The sequence below is a fragment of the Aeromonas sp. RU39B genome (genome assembly GCF_900156095.1).
In the GTDB taxonomy this organism is placed as follows: domain Bacteria; phylum Pseudomonadota; class Gammaproteobacteria; order Enterobacterales; family Aeromonadaceae; genus Aeromonas.
On record NZ_FTMJ01000015.1, the window covers coordinates 95,898 to 115,823 of the forward strand.

At 58.5% G+C, this 19,926-nt stretch carries 19 protein-coding genes, 1 tRNA gene and 1 riboswitch; of the genes, 10 read left to right on the plus strand and 10 right to left on the minus strand.

Annotation, left to right across the window (positions count from 1 at the left end):
* Nucleotides 1-34: 34 nt before the first annotated feature.
* Nucleotides 35-1,105 (plus strand): M28 family metallopeptidase, encoded by a 1,071-nt coding sequence (locus BW958_RS17760; protein ID WP_076577234.1) that lies wholly within the window; start codon nt 35-37, stop codon nt 1,103-1,105.
* A gap of 159 nt (nt 1,106-1,264) precedes the next feature.
* Entirely contained in the window at nt 1,265-2,446 is a 1,182-nt protein-coding gene (locus BW958_RS17765; RefSeq protein ID WP_076577235.1) for an aminotransferase-like domain-containing protein, read from the plus strand.
* 65 nt (nt 2,447-2,511) lie between these two features.
* Here BW958_RS17765 and ilvN read toward each other — a convergent pair whose 3' ends face one another.
* The 6 genes from ilvN to BW958_RS17790 all read right to left on the minus strand — a co-directional run bounded on the left by ilvN (nt 2,512) and on the right by BW958_RS17790 (nt 7,653).
* Nucleotides 2,512-3,006 (minus strand): acetolactate synthase small subunit, encoded by a 495-nt coding sequence (ilvN, locus tag BW958_RS17770; protein WP_076577236.1) that lies wholly within the window; start codon nt 3,004-3,006, stop codon nt 2,512-2,514.
* Nucleotides 3,006-4,724 (minus strand): acetolactate synthase 3 large subunit, encoded by a 1,719-nt coding sequence (locus tag BW958_RS17775; RefSeq protein ID WP_076577237.1) that lies wholly within the window; start codon nt 4,722-4,724, stop codon nt 3,006-3,008. Before BW958_RS17775 ends, ilvN begins: the two co-directional genes overlap by 1 nt.
* Before the next feature lie 364 nt (nt 4,725-5,088).
* Entirely contained in the window at nt 5,089-5,241 is a 153-nt protein-coding gene (locus BW958_RS20420; protein WP_143233138.1) for a hypothetical protein, read from the minus strand.
* A gap of 44 nt (nt 5,242-5,285) precedes the next feature.
* Nucleotides 5,286-6,392, minus strand: a complete 1,107-nt coding sequence (locus BW958_RS17780; protein WP_076577238.1) for an MJ1255/VC2487 family glycosyltransferase — start codon at nt 6,390-6,392, stop codon at nt 5,286-5,288.
* Nucleotides 6,392-6,895 (minus strand): phosphatase PAP2 family protein, encoded by a 504-nt coding sequence (locus tag BW958_RS17785; protein ID WP_076577239.1) that lies wholly within the window; start codon nt 6,893-6,895, stop codon nt 6,392-6,394. Before BW958_RS17785 ends, BW958_RS17780 begins: the two co-directional genes overlap by 1 nt.
* 125 nt (nt 6,896-7,020) lie before the next feature.
* Nucleotides 7,021-7,653: a TetR/AcrR family transcriptional regulator gene (locus tag BW958_RS17790; RefSeq protein WP_076577240.1), complete on the minus strand. Its 633-nt coding sequence runs from the start codon at nt 7,651-7,653 to the stop codon at nt 7,021-7,023.
* A 415-nt stretch (nt 7,654-8,068) separates the two neighbouring features.
* Between BW958_RS17790 and leuA the strand changes: the two genes are divergently transcribed.
* The 5 genes from leuA to BW958_RS17815 all read left to right on the plus strand — a co-directional run bounded on the left by leuA (nt 8,069) and on the right by BW958_RS17815 (nt 13,742).
* Nucleotides 8,069-9,631, plus strand: coding sequence for a 2-isopropylmalate synthase (gene leuA / locus BW958_RS17795; protein WP_076577241.1), 1,563 nt, complete (start codon nt 8,069-8,071; stop codon nt 9,629-9,631).
* Between the two features lie 2 nt (nt 9,632-9,633).
* Entirely contained in the window at nt 9,634-10,722 is a 1,089-nt protein-coding gene (gene leuB, locus BW958_RS17800; RefSeq protein ID WP_076577242.1) for a 3-isopropylmalate dehydrogenase, read from the plus strand.
* Between the two features lie 13 nt (nt 10,723-10,735).
* On the plus strand, nt 10,736-12,133 hold the full coding sequence (gene leuC, locus BW958_RS17805) for a 3-isopropylmalate dehydratase large subunit (protein ID WP_076577243.1): 1,398 nt from the start codon (nt 10,736-10,738) through the stop codon (nt 12,131-12,133).
* Nucleotides 12,134-12,143: 10 nt separating this feature from the next.
* Nucleotides 12,144-12,743 (plus strand): 3-isopropylmalate dehydratase small subunit, encoded by a 600-nt coding sequence (leuD, locus tag BW958_RS17810; RefSeq protein ID WP_076577244.1) that lies wholly within the window; start codon nt 12,144-12,146, stop codon nt 12,741-12,743.
* Between the two features lie 63 nt (nt 12,744-12,806).
* A complete protein-coding gene (locus BW958_RS17815) occupies nt 12,807-13,742 on the plus strand; it encodes a transglutaminase-like domain-containing protein (protein ID WP_076577245.1) in 936 nt (311 codons plus the stop codon).
* On the opposite strand, the gene BW958_RS17820 is transcribed toward BW958_RS17815, so the two are convergent.
* On the minus strand, nt 13,697-13,996 hold the full coding sequence (locus BW958_RS17820) for a PilZ domain-containing protein (protein WP_076577246.1): 300 nt from the start codon (nt 13,994-13,996) through the stop codon (nt 13,697-13,699). The two genes, BW958_RS17815 and BW958_RS17820, sit on opposite strands and share 46 nt — an antisense overlap.
* 67 nt (nt 13,997-14,063) lie before the next feature.
* A riboswitch (TPP riboswitch) is annotated at nt 14,064-14,156 on the plus strand.
* A gap of 48 nt (nt 14,157-14,204) precedes the next feature.
* Between BW958_RS17820 and thiB the strand changes: the two genes are divergently transcribed.
* The 3 genes from thiB to thiQ are packed head-to-tail and all read left to right on the plus strand — an operon-like array spanning nt 14,205 to nt 17,477.
* Nucleotides 14,205-15,191 (plus strand): thiamine ABC transporter substrate binding subunit, encoded by a 987-nt coding sequence (gene thiB / locus BW958_RS17825; RefSeq protein WP_076577247.1) that lies wholly within the window; start codon nt 14,205-14,207, stop codon nt 15,189-15,191.
* Nucleotides 15,188-16,795, plus strand: a complete 1,608-nt coding sequence (thiP, locus tag BW958_RS17830; protein ID WP_076577261.1) for a thiamine/thiamine pyrophosphate ABC transporter permease — start codon at nt 15,188-15,190, stop codon at nt 16,793-16,795. The genes thiB and thiP overlap by 4 nt, the downstream gene beginning before the upstream one ends.
* On the plus strand, nt 16,779-17,477 hold the full coding sequence (gene thiQ, locus BW958_RS17835) for a thiamine ABC transporter ATP-binding protein (RefSeq protein ID WP_076577248.1): 699 nt from the start codon (nt 16,779-16,781) through the stop codon (nt 17,475-17,477). Before thiP ends, thiQ begins: the two co-directional genes overlap by 17 nt.
* Nucleotides 17,478-17,522: 45 nt before the next feature.
* Here the strand turns inward: thiQ and BW958_RS17840 are convergent, their stop codons facing one another.
* From BW958_RS17840 to BW958_RS17850, 3 genes are all read right to left on the minus strand, one after another.
* Nucleotides 17,523-18,893 (minus strand): PhoH family protein, encoded by a 1,371-nt coding sequence (locus BW958_RS17840; RefSeq protein WP_076577249.1) that lies wholly within the window; start codon nt 18,891-18,893, stop codon nt 17,523-17,525.
* Nucleotides 18,894-19,059: 166 nt separating this feature from the next.
* Nucleotides 19,060-19,503 carry an early set domain-containing protein gene (locus BW958_RS17845; protein WP_076577250.1) on the minus strand — a complete coding sequence of 148 codons (444 nt, stop codon included), beginning with the start codon at nt 19,501-19,503 and terminating at the stop codon, nt 19,060-19,062.
* Nucleotides 19,504-19,683: 180 nt separating this feature from the next.
* Nucleotides 19,684-19,760: transfer RNA gene (locus tag BW958_RS17850), tRNA-Asp, on the minus strand.
* Nucleotides 19,761-19,926: the final 166 nt, after the last annotated feature.

The following is a 19,926-nucleotide window of genomic DNA, read 5'->3' on the forward strand; positions in this document are numbered from 1 at the left end:
CTGTAAATAATCAAAATAACAATAGGAATGAATGATGAACAAGACCCTCGTTGCCCTGACCCTGGGCCTGCTGCTCGGCGGCTGCCAAAGCGCCCCTGCCGGCATTGCTTCCCACCCGGGCGAGCGCGCCTTTCACTACATGGCCGAACTAAGCTCACCGAGCGAAGGGATTGGTGCCCGCCCGACCACCACCGAGGCAGAAAGCCGCACCGCCGAGTGGCTCAGTAACCGGCTGACCAGCTGGGGCTATCCGGTGCGCCAACTGCCGTTCGATTACACCGACAAAGCCGGCGCGGCGCAGCATTCGCGCAATATCGAGATCACCCTGCCCGGCAAGAGCAGCCAGATTATCGTGGTCGGCGCCCACTACGACTCTAAAGGCGCTGAGAAGGGATCGCTCGGGACCACCGATAACGCCTCGGGTGTTGCCGCCCTGCTGGCCAGTGCCGAAGCCTTGCGCGGTGAAACCCTGCCCTACACGGTGCGGATGGTCTTTTTTGGTGCCGAAGAGAATGGGGTGAACGGCTCCAAGGCCTATGTTGCCGCGCTCAGTGCCGACGAGCTGGCCAACATCCTTGCCATGGTCAACTACGACACCATCGCCGGTGGCGACATTCTCTATGTTCACTCGGCGCACTCTGACGTCAAAGAGTACAAATGCAGCGACCCGGCCCGCTACCGCTTTGATCCCAAGGTGCGCGATCGTCTGCTCAGCCTGTCACAGCAAGGTGGCATGACCCCTTACCAGCAACATGTGGGCTTTCCCGGCTATCCGGCTGGTGAGACCGGCGGCTGGTCTGATCACGCGCCATTTGCCTGCGCAGGGATTGCGGTCGCCTCGGTGGAGGCCACCAACTTCACCATCAACGGCGAAGAGGGCTATGACGGTTACTCCCAGACCAACAATACGGCACTGTGGGATTGCTATGACAGTGCGACCCAAAGTGCCTGCCATCGTAAGGGCGAATCCCAATGGGGCAAGATCTGGCACACCCGCTTTGATCGTCTGGACCGGTTGCTGCCACTGTTTCCGGGACGACTCGAACAGCAGTTGGCGGATGGCACCCAGTTGATGATGCGGTACTTGCGTGATCCCGCACTGTGATTTAGTTAATTAACAGAGTTTTTGTCTGCTCTTGTCGCCCCCATCCGCGGCAAGAGCGGACAATATGCGTTTGATGGTTGCCACTTTTTTAAAATCTGCTAAAAACGAAAAACCCGGTGATTGAGAAACATGATCACCTTTCGTGCAGAGAGAATCCAAATGCAGCCGTTTTTCGCCCAGCGCTTCGAGCAAGTAGAACCCTCCTTTATCCGAGAAATCCTCAAAGTTGCCACCCGCCCGGAGATCATCTCCTTCGCCGGTGGCCTGCCCAACCCGCACCTGTTTCCGGTGAAGGAACTGGAAGCGGCCTGCCATGCCGTTCTGAGCGAACAGGGCGCTGCTGCGCTGCAATATGCCACCACCGAAGGGTTTGCCCCTCTGCGCCAGTTCATCGCCGACCGCTATCAAAAGCTGTATGGCATGCAGGTTGACCCCGACCTAATCCTCATCACCAGCGGTTCACAGCAAGCTCTCGACCTGCTTGGCAAGGTGCTGGTCAATGAAGGACAAGACCTCATCATTGAAGAGCCGGGTTACCTCGGCGCCATCCAGGCCTTTTCGGTTTACCAGCCGACCTTCCGCCCGGTCACCCTGCAGGAAGATGGTCTGGATCTGGCCGCCTTTGACGCACTGTTGGCCGCCGGCACCTCGGCCCGGATGTTCTACGGCGTCCCCAACTTCCAGAACCCGTCCGGCGTCAGTTACAGCGCTGAAAATCGCCGTGCCATCGCCGAGCGTCTGCAGCAGCACGACCTGCTGATGATCGAGGACGATCCTTACGGTGAGCTGCGCTTTGAGGGAGAACTGCTGGACCCGATCGCCAAGCTGGCACCGAACAACACCGTGCTGCTCGGCTCCTTCTCCAAAACAGTCGTACCGGCTTTCCGCCTCGGCTGGATGGTGGTACCAGAGTGGCTGCACAAGAAGGTGACTATCGCCAAGCAGGCCACTGACCTGCACAGCAACGCCTTTAGCCAGCAGATCCTGCACCGCTACCTCACCAGCCACTCGCTGGATGAGCATCTGCAGCAGATCAAGGAAGTCTATGGCCGCCAGCGTGCCGCCATGGAAGCCGCGCTTGAGCGCCATATGCCTGCCTCGGTGCGCTGGACTCGTCCTGAGGGTGGCATGTTCCTGTGGCTGACCCTGCCGGCCCATATCTCGGCCATGGCGCTGTTCGATGAAGCCATCAAGGAGAAGGTCGCGTTTGTCCCGGGCGCGCCTTTCTATGTGCGTCCAGAGATTCAGAACACCCTGCGTCTGAGCTTCTCTTGCGTGGACGAAGCCACCATCGAGGAAGGGGTGCAGCGCCTGGCCCGCGCCATGCAGCGCATGCTCTGATTGCCCCAGCCTGAAAAACCAAGGGGGCACATCATGTGCCCCCTTCTCTTTTACTCAGCAGACTATCAGGCGTGCAGCGCCTTTTCGGCGCGCGAGATACCGCACACGCCGGAGCGCACCACCTCGACAATCTCGTTACTCTGGGCGGCGGTCTTGATAAAGGCATCCAGCTTCTCGCTGGTGCCCACCAGTTGCACCGTGTAGAGGTCCGGAGTCACATCGACAATCTGGCCACGGAAGATATCTACCAGTCGCTTGAGCTCGTCACGGGCTGCACCGGCGGCACGCGCCTTAATCAGCGCCAGCTCACGCTCGATGTGTTCGCCTTCGGTGATGTCGGACACCTTGAGCACGTCCACCAGCTTGTGCAGCTGCTTGTTGATCTGCTCGAGCACCCGCTGATCGCCCATGGTGACAATGGTCATCCGCGACAGGGTGGGATCGTCGGTCGGGGCCACGGTCAGGGTTTCGATGTTGTAACCACGCTGAGAAAACAGACCCACCACCCGGCTCAGGGCGCCGGACTCGTTTTCCAGCAATACCGATATGATGTGTCTCATCAGGTTCTCTCCGTCTTGCTCAGCCACATTTCATCCATGGCGCCAAACTTGATCTGCATGGGGTAGACGTGTTCATCCGGGTCAACCGAGATATCCATGAATACCAGACGATCCTTGATGGCAAAGGCCTTCTCCATGGCGCTTTCCAGCTCCGCCGGATCGCTGACCGCAATCCCGACATGACCATAGGCTTCGGCCAGCTTGACGAAGTCAGGCAGGGACTCCATGTAGGAGTGGCTGTGACGGCCGCCGTAGAACATCTTCTGCCACTGTTTGACCATGCCAAGCGCACGGTTGTTGATGGAGATGATCTTGATAGGCACACCGTATTGCAGGCAGGTAGAGAGCTCCTGAATGTTCATCTGCACCGAGCCGTCACCGGTCACGCAGCAGACCACCGCCCCCGGGTTGGCAAACTGGGCGCCCATTGCAGCGGGCAGACCAAAGCCCATGGTGCCAAGGCCCCCTGAATTGATCCACTGACGCGGCTTGGCAAACGGATAATAGAGCGCGGCAAACATCTGATGCTGGCCCACGTCGGAGGCCACAAAAGCCTCACCCTTGGTCACCTTATAGAGGGTCTCGATCACCTGTTGCGGCTTGATCTGGGTGGCACTGCGCTGATAGCTCAGGCACTTGCGCTCACGCCACTGGTTGATCTGACTCCACCACTCATCCAGTGCCTGCTTGTCGTTGTCAAAGCCGTTTTCATTGATGGCTTCGAGCATCTGTTCCAGCACTGTGTCTACCGAGCCAACGATGGGAATGTCCACCTGCACCGTCTTCGAGATGGAGGTCGGATCGATATCGATATGGATCACCGTGGCATGCGGGCAGAACTTGGCCACGTTGTTGGTCACCCGATCATCGAAGCGCGCACCCACCGCCAGGATCAGATCCGAGTTGTGCATGGTCTTGTTAGCTTCGAAGGTGCCGTGCATGCCAAGCATGCCGATAAACTGGGGATGTGTTCCCGGGAACGCACCCAACCCCATCAGGGTGGTGGTGACTGGCAGGTTGAAGCGCTCGGCCAGCTTGGTCACCAACCCCTCGGCGTTGGCAGCAATCGCGCCCCCCCCCACATACATGACCGGACGGGTTGCATCAGCCAACGCCTTGGCGGCGCGCTTGATCTGCCCCTTGTGACCGGCCTTGGTCGGGTTGTAGGAGCGCAGGGAGACCGACTCGGGATAGTGGTACGGGAACTTCTCCTTCGGGTTTTGCACATCCTTGGGTAGATCCACCACCACCGGCCCCGGGCGGCCGCTGGCAGCGATATAGAATGCCTTCTTGATGGCTTCAGGGATCTCGCTCGCCTTCTTGCACAGGAAACTGTGCTTCACCACCGGACGGGAGATACCGATCATGTCGGTCTCCTGGAATGCATCCTCACCGATCATGCTGGTCGGCACCTGACCAGACAGAATCACCAGCGGGATCGAATCCATGTAGGCAGTGGCAATGCCGGTGATGCAGTTGGTGGCACCGGGACCCGAGGTCACCAGCACAGTCCCCACCTTACCGGTAGAGCGCGCATAACCGTCAGCCATGTGCACTGCAGCCTGCTCGTGACGCACCAGCACGTGTTCAATTTTGCTGTTTTCAAAGAGAGCGTCGTAGATGTCGAGCACCGAGCCACCGGGGTAGCCGAATAAATGATCAACCCCCTGATCTTCCAGCGCGCGAACCACCATCTGGGCGCCTGATAACATCTCCATGATAAAGCCCTCCAGGCTTTGCTCCGTTTTCGCATGAAGACCCCGCTCCTGCTGCTTCCCGGCACGACTCCGCCCGTTTGTGATGATTATTCCGGGTCAGAATCGAGAACAGGAGATGGGTCATGGTTATCGATACTGCTCACAGCCGTATAAAGGGCTGAAAAACCAACTTAACCTGCCAACCAGAGCTTGTCTACGAGTTTATCCAGACTGGATTCAGCCAGATATATGGTGGTTTCAAGAACATTCAGAGTGATATTGGGACGCGTGCCACCATAACCCGCTGTTTGGCTATGAGAGGCAGCACAAGACTCTACTAAAGAGAGAAACAAACCGCCCGCCATGCGGCGGGCGGCAACGACAATTATGATTCCGATTCAGGCTCCGCCAGCCAAATCTGCTGGTCCGGATCGGTCTCTTCGCTGACCGAGATACTCACGCCCATGTCGAGCAACTCCTTGAGCGTCAGATTGTCGGCCAGGATCATCGACTCCCCGTTTTCATTGGTAAAACGCATGGCGATCCCTCCTTGGCTTCCCATTGGGTGCCTGCTTATCTTAGTCAAAAAGTGCGCAAAGAGGCCAGCCATCCTGCACTGATTCGCTCGCCCCCTTCCAGCTCACATAACCGTTCGGTCACCTCTTCCGGATAGAGGGTTCGTTGCCACAGACGGGCTGAGAGCGCCTCCACCGGCTCTGTCGCGCCAGCTACCAGCCAGCGCGCTACCTCACTAGCCACATCAGGCCAGGTTACCCGGCCGGGCGGCGGCGAATCGAGCCAGGGACGCACGGCATTCGGATCGAGCGAATCCATCAGGGTCGCCAGCCCCATCATCTCCAGCGTCTTGCCGTTGGTCAGTTGCTCGAACTGACCGGTGAGCGGCTTAACCAGCAATTTTTTACCCAGCGACAGCGCTTCGCTGGCCAGCTCAAAACCGGCGTTACTGATCACCCCGCGACAACCACGCAGCACCTCGAGAAAACCCTCGCGCTGGGTTGGGTTGAAGATGAGATTGCGCCACTCGTACGTCGCCAAAACCTCGGGATGAAAGCAGATAAAGCGGTGATGGGTAAAGCGCGCCAGCAGTGCCTGAATATGTTCTATTTGCTCGAATGGGAGATAAACCAGCACGGCGCCATGGTCGGTCGAGGGTTCCAGGGCATCGATGACCGGCGGCAGCAACGGCGCACCAAAGTGAAACCAGTGCAGCCCCAGTTGTTGCTGCACCGGCGCAAAATGGCCCATCAGCCAGCGACTGACGCCATTTTCGCCCCAGCGTGGCACCGGCCACTCAAAACTGGCCTGGTGGCTGATCCCAAGCGAACGCATTCCGATGCGACGCGCGGCATGGGCCGTCAGCGGCTCAAAATCACTGATTACCAGATCATACTGGCTGCAATCGAGTGCGTGCAGATCGCGCCAGAACGAAACCGGGTGGCTATCACGCAGGGTGCGCCAGGGGGAAATCCGCCCCTGATGACTGCTGAAGGTCAGCCCCTGGCAGGCGCGGTAATCGCCAAACTGCTCCATACCGAAGTAGTGGCCGGGAGCTCTGCCGCTAAACAGGTAGTCCACCTCAACATCGCAACGGGCCAGCGCCCGGGCCAGGGTCCGCGAACGAGCAATATGACCATTACCGGTGCCCTGCACACCAAACAGAATGCGCATCATGCCTCCAGCCCCAGCGCCAGCAAGGCGCAGCCACTACCGAGCAGGGCACCGGCGACCAGATCGCTCAGGTAGTGGACCCCCAGCAGCAGCCGCGAGGCGCCCACCAGCATGGCCCAACCAAACAGAGCAACCAGCAAAGCCGGCCAGAAACCGCTAACCACGCAGGCCACAACAAAAGCCGCCGCAGTGTGCCCAGAGGGCAAGCTGTAACGATCCGAGGGGGTGATAAAGACAGGAAGCCCCACCGGCCGCTGGCGTTTAAAGCCATTTTTGAGCAGCAGATAGAGCGGTAACTCCAGCGCAAAGGCCAGCAGCAGGGTTCGTACACAGGGCCAGCTGGTTTCACGATCGAGCCAGAGACCACCGAGCGCCACCAACGCATAAAGGGGACCGTCGCCAGTACGCGAGATAAGGCGACTGACCCGGGCCTGCAGGCGATTGTAAGAGTGGGACAAACAGACCCGACTGACCTGCTCATCCCAATACTGAATCCGGTTCATGGCTGTAGCTCCCTATAGCAACCCAGTTTCAGTGTCGGGGCGCAGGATGACAGCTCATTGACGGTGGGATAACAGAATGATGAAAGGGGCCAAAATGGCCCCTTCTTGCGATCTTGACTTGACGCTTAGTGGGTGGCGCTGGTGCCACCACGCAAACCGGAGGAGATGAGGCGACAGTTGTGCTGCGCCAGACGGGACATGAACTCTTCATTCATGGTCACGCCAAACACCTTCTCATACAGCTCACGCATCATCAGCGGTTGCCACATCAGGTTGAGGAAAGAGAGACGCAGCATGGTCGGATCGAACGAATCATCCAGCTCACCGCTGACCTTCATATTTTCAATCAGAGCATCAAACTGCGGCAATTGGCGGCTGATGAGCTGATTGAGCACGAAGTCACGACCAGGGCTACGCTCGGCAGAGAGGGCGCTGGTCAGCGTCGAGTTGAGCTCGCTGTCCGGGGCCATCACCTGATAGTGGGTTGCCACCAAATCTTCGAGGCTGCGCTGACCTTCGTCATCACGCCACACTTCATCCAGCGGTTGGGCCAGATCACCCAGCACCGCCTGATAGAGGCCTTCCTTGCTACCGAAGTAGTAATGAATCATCGCCAGATTGGAGCCGGCAATTTCAGCAATTTCCCGCGTAGTCACCTTGCTATAGGGATGTTGACGGAAGCACTCTCGGGCGGCGGCCAGCAGCTTGTCGCGGATATCGGAACGGCCTACCGGGCGTCCGGGTCTGCGTTTTTCCATCGTGGTACCTCAAAAATTACGTTGTGGGCCGCCCACATATTTTCTGGTTTTTGAGACGGCCAGTAACAGCTTGAACGGTTGGCATCATCCTGCCGCACAAGCCCCGGCCACAAGAAAATTTGCATTCATTTACAATCCGATTAAATAAACTGACAGTGACATACCGGCACGTTCTGGTTGACAACTGGCGTCATTCTCGTTATTGCTAACAGTGTTTTCGACTGAAGGATTACATTCGTCATGCGTGCCACTGCTCTGCTACTACTAGTTTCCCTATTCGCGTTAAGTCGCGCGGGATCCTTGTAGCCGGGCTAAATGCATAACCGGAATTTACAAAAACCCGTGCGTCCTGCACGGGTTTTTTTATCGGTCGCCGCAGGATGCACGTTCAAGCACAAAGGAAGAGGAAAGCGACATGTCTAATCGGGTCATCATATTCGACACCACCTTGCGTGATGGTGAGCAGGCCCTGGCAGCCAGCCTGACGGTCAAAGAAAAACTGCAGATCGCCCTGGCGCTGGAGCGCTTGGGGGTCGACGTGATGGAAGTGGGCTTCCCGGTCTCCTCCCCCGGTGACTTCCAATCGGTGCAGGCGATTGCCCGTGCCGTCAAAAATAGCCGGGTCTGCGCTCTGGCTCGCGCCCTGCCCAAAGACATCGACGCTGCCGCCGAAGCGCTGAAAGTCGCGGACGCGTTCCGTATCCACACCTTCCTCGCTACCTCGACCATTCACGTGGAGAGCAAACTCAAGAAGAGTTTCGAGGATGTGCTCGAGATGGGCGTCAGCGCCGTTAAGCACGCCCGTCGCTATACCGACGATGTGGAGTTCTCCTGCGAAGATGCCGGTCGCACCCCGATCGACAATCTCTGTCGCATGGTCGAAGCCGCCATCAACGCCGGCGCCCGCACGATTAATATTCCCGATACCGTCGGTTACACCATTCCGACCGAGTTTTCCGGCATCATCCAGACCCTGTTTAACCGCGTGCCCAACATCGACAAGGCCATCATCTCGGTTCACTGCCACGATGACCTCGGCCTGTCGGTCGCCAACTCCATCGGCGCCGTCCAGATGGGCGCTCGTCAGATCGAGTGCACCATCAATGGCATCGGTGAGCGCGCCGGTAACTGCTCCCTCGAAGAGGTGGCGATGATCCTGAAGACTCGCCAGGACTTGCTCGGTATCGAAACCGGCATTCGCCACAACGAGATCCACCGCACCAGTACCCTGGTGAGCCAGCTGTGCAACATGCCGGTCCAGCCCAACAAGGCGATCGTCGGCGCCAATGCCTTTTCTCACAGCTCCGGCATCCATCAGGATGGCGTGCTCAAGGCCAAGAATACCTACGAGATCATCACCCCCGAGAGCATCGGGCTGAACCAAAACAACCTCAACATGACCTCCCGCTCCGGACGCCACGTCATCAAGCACCGCATGGAGCTGATGGGTTATACCGAGAGCAGCTACGATCTCGACCAGCTCTATGCCAAGTTCCTGACTCTGGCCGACAAGAAAGGGCAGGTGTTTGACTACGACCTCGAGGCGCTGGCTTTCTTCAGCCAGATCCATGAAGAGCCGGAGCACTTCAAGCTCGAGTACCTCGGCGTGCAGAGCGGCGGCTCGGTGATTGCAACCGCCTCGGTCAAGCTGAAAGTGGGTGATGAGACCATCAGCGAAGCGGCCACCGGAAACGGTCCGGTCGATGCGGTCTATCAGTGCATCAACCGCATCACCGGCTACGAGATCCGCATCGACAAATATGCCCTTAAGAGCAAGGGTGAAGGGGAAGACGCCCTCGGCCAGGTCGACATCGTCGCCGAGTACAAGGGTCGCAAATTCCACGGTATGGGCCTGGCCACCGACATCATCGAGTCGTCAGCACAAGCCCTGCTGCATGTTATTAACAGCATCTGGCGCGCCGATCAGGTAGCCGAGCAGATGGAACGCAACAACAAGATCAAGACGGAGACTGTGTAAACATGACGAGCTATCGGATCGCGGTATTGCCGGGGGACGGCATCGGTCCCGAGGTGATGGCCGAAGCCATCAAGGTGCTGGGCAAAGTTCAGACCAAATTCGGTTTCACACTGGAGTATGACTGGCACGATGTAGGCGGCATCGCCATCGATAACCACGGCTGCCCGTTGCCGCCAAGCACCATCGCCGGTTGTGAAGCCGCCGATGCCGTGCTGTTTGGCTCGGTCGGTGGCCCGAAGTGGGAGCATCTGCCGCCCAACGATCAACCGGAACGTGGTGCCCTGCTGCCGCTGCGCGCTCATTTTAAGCTGTTCTCCAACCTGCGCCCGGCCCGTCTCTATTCCGGTCTTGAGCACTTTTCGCCGCTGCGCGCCGATATCTCCGGCCGTGGCTTCGATATCCTCTGCGTGCGTGAGCTGACCGGCGGTATCTACTTCGGCCAGCCGAAGGGACGTGAAGGGGAAGGCCCGACCGAGAAGGCGTTTGATACCGAGGTGTACCACCGCTTCGAGATCGAGCGAATCGCCCGCCTTGCCTTCACCGCTGCCCGCGGTCGTCGCGGCAAGGTGACCTCCATCGACAAGGCCAACGTGCTGGCGACCTCGGTGCTGTGGCGTGAAGTAGTCAATCAGGTCGCCAAAGAGTTCCCGGATGTTACCCTCAACCACATGTATATCGACAACGCCACCATGCAGCTGGTCAAAGATCCGGCTCAGTTCGATGTACTGCTCTGCTCCAACCTGTTTGGTGACATCCTCTCTGACGAATGCGCCATGATCACCGGCTCCATGGGTCTACTCCCCTCGGCCAGCATGAGCGAATCCGGTTTCGGCCTTTATGAACCGGCGGGCGGCTCGGCGCCCGATATCGCCGGCAAGGGGATTGCCAACCCGATTGCCCAGATCCTCTCCGCCGCTCTGCTGCTGCGCCACAGCCTGAAGCTGGAAGAGGCGGCCCGCGCCATTGAGCAGGCCGTGGCTGACGCGCTGGCCGATGGCTGGTTTACCGGCGATCTGCACAGTGATGGCGACCGTCATCCGGTGCAGAGCACTTCCGCCATGGGCGATCAGATCGCCGCGCGTATCGCATAATAAGGAGAGAGCAATGTCCAAGACCCTCTATCAGAAAGTATTCGACGCTCACGTGGTGCGTGAGGTGGCAGGGGAAACTCCGCTTATCTATATCGACCGCCATCTGGTGCACGAAGTGACCAGCCCGCAGGCGTTCGACGGACTGCGTCAGATGGGCCGTCAGGTACGTCGCACCGACCGCACCTGGGCCACCATGGATCACAACGTCTCGACCCAGACCAGTGACATCGCCGCCTCCGGCGAGATGGCGCGCATTCAGATGGAAACCCTGATGCAAAACGCCAAAGACTTTGGCGTACCGCTGTATGGCCTCGGCCACCAGTGGCAGGGCATCGTCCACGTCATGGGGCCAGAGATCGGTCTGACCCTGCCGGGCACCACCATCGTTTGTGGTGACTCCCATACCGCCACCCACGGTGCCTTCGGCGCGCTGGCATTTGGTATCGGCACCTCGGAAGTGGAGCATGTGCTGGCCACCCAGACGCTCAAGCAGGGCCGTGCCAAGACCATGAAGATCGAGGTCAAGGGCAAGGTGGCTGCCGGTATCAGCGCCAAGGACATCATCCTCGCCATCATCGGCAAGACCGGCACCGCTGGCGGCACCGGTTATGTGGTCGAGTTCTGCGGCGAAGGCATCCAGGCGCTGTCGATGGAAGAGCGCATGACGGTGTGCAACATGGCGATCGAAATGGGCGCCAAGGCCGGCATGGTCGCGCCGGATCAGACCACCTTCGATTACCTCAAGGGCCGTCCGTTTGCCCCCAAGGGCGCCGACTGGGAGGCTGCGGTCGACTACTGGAAGACGCTGCACACCGATGATGGCGCTCAGTTTGATGCCGTGGTTACCTTGGATGGCCCGTCCATCGCCCCGCAAGTCACCTGGGGCACCAACCCGGGCCAGGTGATTGCCGTGGATCAACCGATCCCGGCGCCGGCCGATTTCAGCGATGCGGTCTCCCAGCAATCCTGCCAGAAGGCACTGGAGTACATGGCGATCGAAGCGGGCCAGAAGCTCACCGACGTCAAAATCGACAAGGTCTTTATCGGCTCCTGCACCAACGGCCGTATCGAAGACATGCGCGCTGCCGCGCAAATCGCCAAGGGGCGCAAGGTCGCCGCTGGCGTGCAGGCACTGGTGGTGCCGGGTTCGCAGCAGGTCAAGGCGCAGGCCGAGGCCGAAGGGCTGGACCAGATCTTTATCGATGCCGGTTTTGAATGGCGTCTGCCGGGCTGCTCCATGTGTCTGGCGATGAACAACGACCGCCTGCAACCGGGCGAGCGCTGCGCCGCCACCAGTAACCGCAACTTCGAAGGTCGTCAGGGCCGTGGTGGCCGTACCCACCTGGTCAGCCCGGCGATGGCTGCCGCCGCTGCGGTCGCCGGTCACTTTGTCGATATCCGTGAGCTGTAAGGAGCGCGCCATGCAAGAGTTCAAACAACACACTGGTCTGGCTGCGCCGCTGGATGCCGCCAACGTCGATACCGACCAGATCATCCCCAAGCAGTTCCTGCAGAAGGTCTCCAAGCTCGGTTTTGGCAAGCATCTGTTCCACGACTGGCGCTTCCTCGACGAAGCCGGTGAGCAGCCGAACCCGGACTTCATCCTGAATGCCCCGCGCTATCAGGGGGCCAGCATCCTGCTGGCGCGCGAGAACTTCGGTAACGGCTCCAGCCGCGAGCATGCGCCGTGGTCGCTGGCAGATTACGGCCTGCGCGCCATCATCGCGCCGAGCTTTGCCGACATTTTCTACGGCAACTCGCTGAACAACGGCCTGCTGGTGGTTCGCCTCAAACCCGAAGAGGTCGATGCGCTGTTCACGCTGGTTGAGGCCAACGAAGGCCAGACCATCACCGTCGATCTGGAGCAGTGCCAAGTGCGCGCCGCCGATCTGTGCTTCGACTTCGTCATCGACGAGTTCCGCCGCTACTGCATCATGAACGGCCTGGACAACATCGGCCTGACCCTGCAGCACGGTGACGCCATCGACGCCTACGAAGCTAAGCAGCCGGCCTGGTTATAAACCGCCCAGCCACACTAGAATGGGAGCCATCGGCTCCCATTTGTTTTTCAGGACCACACCACTATGCTGCGCACCCTGCTTATCCTGCTTCTGCTTTACGCCTCGCAGCTGTGCGCCGGACAGCTCAGTTTTTCCAATCTCAATGGCGAGATCCACGTCAGTTGGCGCCAGGGCCAGGAGGTGCATCAGGCCACTTACCGCCTGGAGAAAGACACCCTCCCTCCCCTGCTGATCTTCTCCCCGGAGCGCTTTCGCCGGGATGTATTGCAAGCACTGCTCCAGCAATCAGCTGCCAAATGGCCGGATGTGCAGTTTCGTACCCTGGGTAGTGGCGAGCTGCAAATGCTGGCCAGAACGCCCACCCGAGCCAAAGAGGCGCGCGACTGGATTGAGCAAACCCGCCCAGCCATCGAGCAAGAGTGGCTGACCCGTTACTACTTTCAATACTTCACCACGCCTGATGGCCAACAGGCTATCAAGCAGGATCATGTACGGATCGCACTGGAGAGCCGCCCGGCACTGGCGACATTAGCCGAACAGCTCAAGCAAAATGGGGGGAGCGACGAGGAGGCCCGGCGAAAAACGGTCGAAGCGGTGCTCGACTTCGTGCAAGACATCCCTTATGCCCGGCTCGATAACAACGGCATTCGGGGTGGGCGTGGCTTTCTGTCGCCACGGCAGGTGCTCAGTGAAAACCGCGGTGATTGTGACAGCAAGGTCACCCTGATGGCCGCCATCTTAGGGCAGCTTTACCCTGAACTCGGGCAAGTGATGGTATTTATTCCGGATCACGCATTGCTGGGCGTCGCACTGCCGCCCGGCGTTGATGACAAGAAGCTGGAGTGGGAGGGGAAAACCTATCTACTGATGGAGCCTACCGGCCCGGCCGAGCTGCCACTGGGCAAACTCGACCGCACCAGTGCCGTCATGGTGGATAGCAAACAGCTGCAGGCTCAGCCGGTCGAGCCGACCGCCACAAACTCGATGGCGACCAAGTAACCCTCATCCAGCGCCGTGATGCGAATAATGCGCGCCTCGGCTTCAAAGGGGGGCAACAGGTTGTTGCTGGTTGCCAGGTTGACCTTAATTGTCGCATTCGGATCAAGCGATTCGGACTCAACAAACAGTCCCATTCCGTTGGCGCTAAGATCGCGACAAACCCCTGCCAACCTTACATCTCCCTGGCTGATCGTCACCGGGGCATTGATAACCATACGGTGAAACGCTCGTCTTTCCTTGGTAGAAGTGATCATGAGACCCCCTTGTCATCGGACCTAAATCTGCTGGCTCACCCGCATAAACGTTAATACAATGTGTCGCGACGCTCAAACGGGGTGCAGACATACCTGCTGAGATTATACCCGTAGACCTGATCCAGATAATGCTGGCGGAGGAATTTGAGGCCTGACGCGCAGATTGCGCGCGCTCGTCCGTCGGCTCCTTAACAAGGAGTTTCCCCTAATGACCAAATCTGTTCTGGCCGCTCTGGCCCTGATCTCTACCGTCGCGACACCCGCGCTGGCCGAAACGCTCACCGTTTATACCTATGATTCGTTCACGGCTGACTGGGGCCCTGGCCCCAAAATCAAACAGGCATTCGAGAAAGAGTGTAGCTGCACCCTGAACTTTGTTGGGCTGGAAGATGGCGTTGCCATCCTCAATCGTCTGAAACTGGAAGGAAAACACGGCAAAGCAGACCTGGTTCTGGGGCTGGACGACGGTTTGATTGGCGAGGCTGGCAAGAGTGGGCTGTTTGCTCTGCATAACGTCAACCTCTCAGCCCTCACCCTACCCGGCGGCTGGACCAACAATACCTTCCTGCCCTACGACTACGGCTGGTTCGCCTTTGTCTATGACGACACCAAGTTGAAAAACCCGCCGCAGAGCATGCAGCAACTGCTGGAGCGAAGCGATCTCAAGATCATCTATCAGGATCCGCGCACCTCGACCCCGGGGCAGGGGCTGATGCTGTGGATGAAGTCGCTCTATGGTGACAAGGCGCCCGAGCAGTGGGCAAAACTCGCCAGCAAAACCGTCACCGTCACCAAGGGGTGGTCGGAAGCCTATGGCATGTTCCTCAAGGGTGAGGCTGACATGGTGCTCTCTTACACCAGCTCACCGGCCTATCACCGCATTGCCGAAAACAAGCAGCAGTATCATGCCGCCATGTTCAGCGAAGGGCACTATCGTCAGGTGGAAGTGGTCGCCAAACTGGCAGCCAGTCAGCATCAAGCACTGGCTCAGCGTTTTCTTGATTTCGTGCTGACGCCGGTGTTTCAGGATGCGGTGGCTACCGGTAACTGGATGTACCCGGTGACCCATGTCTCCCTGCCAGCCCAGTTTGCCGATCTGCCGGTGCCGGGGACGACGCTCTCCTTCACTCCGCAGCAAGTAGCGGCGTCACGCAAGAGCTGGATCAGCGAGTGGCGTCAGGCGGTTACTCGTTGAGATCGGGATCATCTCTGTGGTGGCTGCCGGGCTCACTGTCCGGCAGTCTGATCCTGCTGCTGGGGCTGGGCCCGTTGGTTGCCCTGCTCTGGCAGGCCGGTGAGCTGGATCTCGCCGGTCTGCTACAAGACGCGTATTTGCGTCACGTGCTCTGGTTTAGCATCATGCAGGCGAGCCTTTCGACCTTGCTCAGCCTGCTGCTGGCCATCCCGCTGGCTCGGGCGCTATCCCGGCGCCGCTTTCCCGGCCGCACTCTGTTATTGAAGCTATTTGGTTTATCACTGGTGCTGCCAGTCATCATTGCCGTGTTTGGTATCGTGGCTGTACACGGCCAGCAGGGCTGGCTGCCGAGCCTGCTGCACATGCTCGGGCTCAACCTGCCCCCTTACCTGTATGGGCTGCCGGGCATTTTGCTCGCCCACGTGTTTTTTAATATGCCGTTGGCGGCTCGCCTGCTGCTGCAAGCGATTGACACCATTCCAGCGTCGAGCTGGCGCTTGGCCAGCCAGTTGGGTCTGCCCTCCCGCCATCTATTCCGGGTGCTGGAGTGGCCGGCGATGCGCGCCCAGCTGCCAGGGCTGGCCAGCCTTATTTTTATGCTCTGCTTTACCAGCTTTACCACCGTACTGGCACTCGGCGGTGGCCCCAAAGCAACCACGCTGGAAGTCGCCATCTATCAGGCACTGCGACTCGATTTCGATCTGGCGACCGCCGGTGGACTGGCACTGCTGCAACTGCTGCTCACCCTGCTGATCCTGCTTGGCCAGCACTGGCTGCACACCCCATCACGTCATCGCTTCACACAAGGTTCTGAATGCGAGCGGCCGGATCGTCACTGCCGATGGAACAAGCTGAGTGATCTGCTGGTGCTGACCATGGCACTGGCAATTTTCTTACCGCCACTGCTGGCAATAGGTACGGCAGGGGTGCGTCCCGAGTTACTGCAGGCACTGACCCTCCCCTTGCTATGGCGAGCGGCGGGCACTTCACTGTCTATCGCGACACTAGCCGGTTTGCTGGCTCTGCTACTGGGGAGTGGATTACTGCTGACCAGCCGGCATCTGCGTACCCGGCGCAACGCGCCGCGTCTTGCCACCCTGTGGGAGAGCTGCGGCTCGCTGATCCTGATGCTACCAGCCGTGGTGATGAGCACCGGGCTGTTTATCCTCTGCATGCCGTGGGTGGATGTCTTTTCTATTGCTCCTTGGCTGGTCGTATTGGTCAACGCCCTGATGGCGCTGCCGTACGTACTGCGTACCTTATCCGGACCGTTATTGCGTATCGCCAACCAATATGACCGGTTGGCCAGCAGCCTTGGGGTGGAAGGTTGGGCAAGATTGCGACTGCTCGAATGGCCGCTGCTACGCCGACCACTGGCGCTGGCGCTGGCACTCTCGATGATTTTGTCGTTGGGCGATTTGGGCGCGATAGCCCTGTTTGGCAGCGATGAGCTGGCCACCTTGCCCTGGCTGCTCTATCAACAACTGGGCAGCTATCAACTCGACAAAGCATCGGCTACTGCACTGCTGTTACTAGTGCTCTGCCTGATATTGTTTACCTTGGTAGAACGCGTGCTTGGAGGAAAACATGCTGATTCTCGATAACCTCATGGCACGTTACCCCGATTGGCAGGTCTGCTTCTCTACCCGCATTCAACCCGGCGAGATCGTTGCTCTGATTGGCCGCAGTGGCGCCGGTAAATCCACCCTACTTGGCATGCTAGCCGGTTTTGTCCCCGTCACGAGTGGCGCCTTGTCGTTTGCCGGACACGATCTGCTACCCCTGCGTCCGGCCGAGCGTCCGGTTACGACGCTGTTTCAGGACCACAATCTGTTTTTGCATCTGTCGGTCTACGACAACATCGCCATTGGCCTGCACCCCGGACTGAAACTCTCCGCCGCGCAGCAAGAATCAGTGCATGACGCAGCCGACAGAGTGGGACTGACCGCGATGTTAAAACGGTTGCCAGAACAGCTCTCCGGCGGCCAACAGCAGCGGATAGCACTGGCGCGCGCCATGGTGCGGGATCGTCCTCTGCTATTGCTCGATGAGCCCTTCTCAGCTCTCGATCCGGCACTGCGCCGTGAGATGCTCGGTGAGGTAGTGCGCCTCGCTCGGCTACGTGGCACCACGGTGCTGATGGTCTCCCACAATCCCGATGATGCCGAACTGATTGCCGACCGGCTTTTGTTTGTTCATGAAGGGAAAATTGCACTCGATGGCTCGCCAGATGAGCTATCGAACCCCACCCTGCCGGCATTGGCGAGTTATCTCGGACGGGGCTAAATAACAAAAGGGGAGCCAACGCTCCCCCTGTCATATCGGCATCGATCAGAGATTTTCTTCAGCAAACGAAGCCAGTTTGCTGCGCACTACGCCATTGAGGAAGATGTTGGCACTGCCATCGAAGTCTTTAAATCGTTCGACAATATAGGTCAAACCCGAGGTGACTGGACTGAGATAGGTCGAGTCTATCTGGGCTAGGTTACCCGAGCAGACGATCTTGGTGCCCTCACCACAGCGAGTGATAATGGTCTTGATCTGGGAGGCCGTCAGGTTCTGGCACTCATCGAGCAACACAAAGGTGTTCTGGATGCTGCGACCGCGCATGAAGTTGACCGATTTAAACTGGATATTGGCCTTCTCCATGATGTAACTGAGCGAACCGCTCATGTTCTCATCCTGCTTGTGCAGCACTTCCAACGTGTCGGTCACGGCCGCCAGCCAGGGCATCATCTTCTCTTCTTCAGTCCCCGGCAGGAAACCGATGCTCTCGGCGATCTCCGGCGTATTACGGGTGACGATGACCTTCTCGTAGATACCCTTTTCAATCACCTGCTCCAACGCGGCCGCCATCGCCAGCAGCGTCTTGCCGCAGCCAGCCGGTCCGGTCAGGATCACCAGATCGATATGCGGATCAAGCAATGCATCGAGCGCCATCGCCTGATAGATATTCTTCGGATGCACGCCCCAGGCTTTACGTGACATCAAGCGCTCACGGCCAAGATCTTTAAGCCGCACTTTGCCCGCATCACGCCCCACCACTCTGGCAGCAAAAAACTGTTCCTCATCAACCAGATATTGATTGATATGCACTGGCTCAAGCAGCGCCTCATCAATCACATGCACCGTATCGCGGCCGAGAGTTTCACTCTCGCACTCGCCCACTTTTTCCCAGAAGCTACCAGGCACCACCTGAAAACCTTTGGCCAGCAGGCGGATATCTTCGATCAACTGGTCACTGCGGTAGTCCTCGACATGCGACAGCCCGGCCCCTTTAGCCTTCAGCCGCATGTTGATGTCTTTGGTCACCAAGACGACCTGACGCTTCAGTTCGTGCTTCTGCAGATAAAGCGCGGCATTGATAATGCGGTTGTCCGCCTCTTTGTCGGTAAACAGCTCGGCATCTTGGGGCAGATGGTGGTCGCTGAAGATCGAGATATGACCCGTAGCTTCACCCGCCAGCGGCACCCCTTGCGCGATTTGCTCTGGCGTTGCGCTACGAAAGACATCCTCAAGCGCACGAATCGCCACCCGCGCATCACGGCTGACATCCTTGTTGCGATCCTTAATATTGTCGAGCTCTTCGAGCACCGTCATGGGGATGAGCACATCGTGCTCTTTGAAGGAGTAAATCGAGAGGGGGGCATGCAGAAGTACGTTGGTGTCGAGGATAAACAACTTCCGGTCGTGGTTATCCATAAGCATCCTCCTTGGCGCCGAAGGGGCCGTGTGATGAAGTCTTAGACATTCAAACCACACTGCCGTGACACTTCTATTACTGACCACGCTACGCCTGATTTAACTCCGCTGCAACAGAAGTCCGATTCTCTCGTTGCGAACTGGTTGTTTTATAAGCGCTTAGGATTCAGTGTGGCTGAACAAAAACCTGAGGTGATGCGCCACGCAGGTCTAGATAGAAGTGATACACACCATCGCTGCTTGGGGTAAATGCGAGCTCGCCATAGGTATTACAGGGGGTGACCGCTACCTTGTTGCCAGCTTGCAGCTGCGCATGACCGCCATCGGCGGCGCCGTAGTTATAGCCACATGTCCACTCTGCGTCGGCAAACTTGAACTTGTAGGTACCATACGTATGACGTAACCGACCCGCCACGCTATAAAGATGAGGAGAGACTCGCTGCAGGCGATATTCCCGTAGTGCCTGCCAACCGTTCATATCGCCACGCAGATAGATGGAAACATCATGAAAATCGGCTGCAGCATCAAGCGGCTCTGGTGCATGTGTTGAGCACCCAACTATGCCGAGAATGGTCAACAGAGGTATCGTTTTGTACGCGGTTCTGACCATGTCCATCTCCCTGCCTGAACATTCCAATACAAAAAGGCCTTCTCTATTAAGTGGCACAGTGGCAGCCGCGCCAGCGGCTGGAGGCGGAGGACGCCAGTCCGACTTCCTCACGCCGTCCAGCGATGCCAATATTCCAAATGCAAAAAGGCCTTCCCGTTTGGGAAGGCCTTCTCTATTCAGTGGCGGAGCGGACGGGACTCGAACCCGCGACCCCCGGCGTGACAGGCCGGTATTCTAACCGACTGAACTACCGCTCCGCATTCGGTTAGCTTCTCGCTAATTTCTCTGTCCACTCGCGTAGACCAATTACGCTTGCGCGTAATCGCTTATTAGGTGCCTGGCAGTGTCCTACTCTCACATGGCATCTGCCACACTACCATCGGCGCTACGGCGTTTCACTTCTGTGTTCGGCAAGGATACAGG

Excerpts from the sequence above, each read along its gene's own strand:
- BW958_RS17760 (WP_076577234.1), top strand. The coding sequence starts at position 35 with ATGAACAAGACCCTCGTTGCCCTGACCCTGGGCCTGCTGCTCGGCGGC.
- BW958_RS17765 (WP_076577235.1), top strand. The coding sequence starts at position 1,265 with ATGCAGCCGTTTTTCGCCCAGCGCTTCGAGCAAGTAGAACCCTCCTTT.
- ilvN (WP_076577236.1), bottom strand. The coding sequence starts at position 3,006 with ATGAGACACATCATATCGGTATTGCTGGAAAACGAGTCCGGCGCCCTG.
- BW958_RS17775 (WP_076577237.1), bottom strand. The coding sequence starts at position 4,724 with ATGGAGATGTTATCAGGCGCCCAGATGGTGGTTCGCGCGCTGGAAGAT.
- BW958_RS20420 (WP_143233138.1), bottom strand. The coding sequence starts at position 5,241 with ATGCGTTTTACCAATGAAAACGGGGAGTCGATGATCCTGGCCGACAAT.
- BW958_RS17780 (WP_076577238.1), bottom strand. The coding sequence starts at position 6,392 with ATGCGCATTCTGTTTGGTGTGCAGGGCACCGGTAATGGTCATATTGCT.
- BW958_RS17785 (WP_076577239.1), bottom strand. The coding sequence starts at position 6,895 with ATGAACCGGATTCAGTATTGGGATGAGCAGGTCAGTCGGGTCTGTTTG.
- BW958_RS17790 (WP_076577240.1), bottom strand. The coding sequence starts at position 7,653 with ATGGAAAAACGCAGACCCGGACGCCCGGTAGGCCGTTCCGATATCCGC.
- leuA (WP_076577241.1), top strand. The coding sequence starts at position 8,069 with ATGTCTAATCGGGTCATCATATTCGACACCACCTTGCGTGATGGTGAG.
- leuB (WP_076577242.1), top strand. The coding sequence starts at position 9,634 with ATGACGAGCTATCGGATCGCGGTATTGCCGGGGGACGGCATCGGTCCC.
- leuC (WP_076577243.1), top strand. The coding sequence starts at position 10,736 with ATGTCCAAGACCCTCTATCAGAAAGTATTCGACGCTCACGTGGTGCGT.
- leuD (WP_076577244.1), top strand. The coding sequence starts at position 12,144 with ATGCAAGAGTTCAAACAACACACTGGTCTGGCTGCGCCGCTGGATGCC.
- BW958_RS17815 (WP_076577245.1), top strand. The coding sequence starts at position 12,807 with ATGCTGCGCACCCTGCTTATCCTGCTTCTGCTTTACGCCTCGCAGCTG.
- BW958_RS17820 (WP_076577246.1), bottom strand. The coding sequence starts at position 13,996 with ATGATCACTTCTACCAAGGAAAGACGAGCGTTTCACCGTATGGTTATC.
- thiB (WP_076577247.1), top strand. The coding sequence starts at position 14,205 with ATGACCAAATCTGTTCTGGCCGCTCTGGCCCTGATCTCTACCGTCGCG.
- thiQ (WP_076577248.1), top strand. The coding sequence starts at position 16,779 with ATGCTGATTCTCGATAACCTCATGGCACGTTACCCCGATTGGCAGGTC.
- BW958_RS17840 (WP_076577249.1), bottom strand. The coding sequence starts at position 18,893 with ATGGATAACCACGACCGGAAGTTGTTTATCCTCGACACCAACGTACTT.
- BW958_RS17845 (WP_076577250.1), bottom strand. The coding sequence starts at position 19,503 with ATGGTCAGAACCGCGTACAAAACGATACCTCTGTTGACCATTCTCGGC.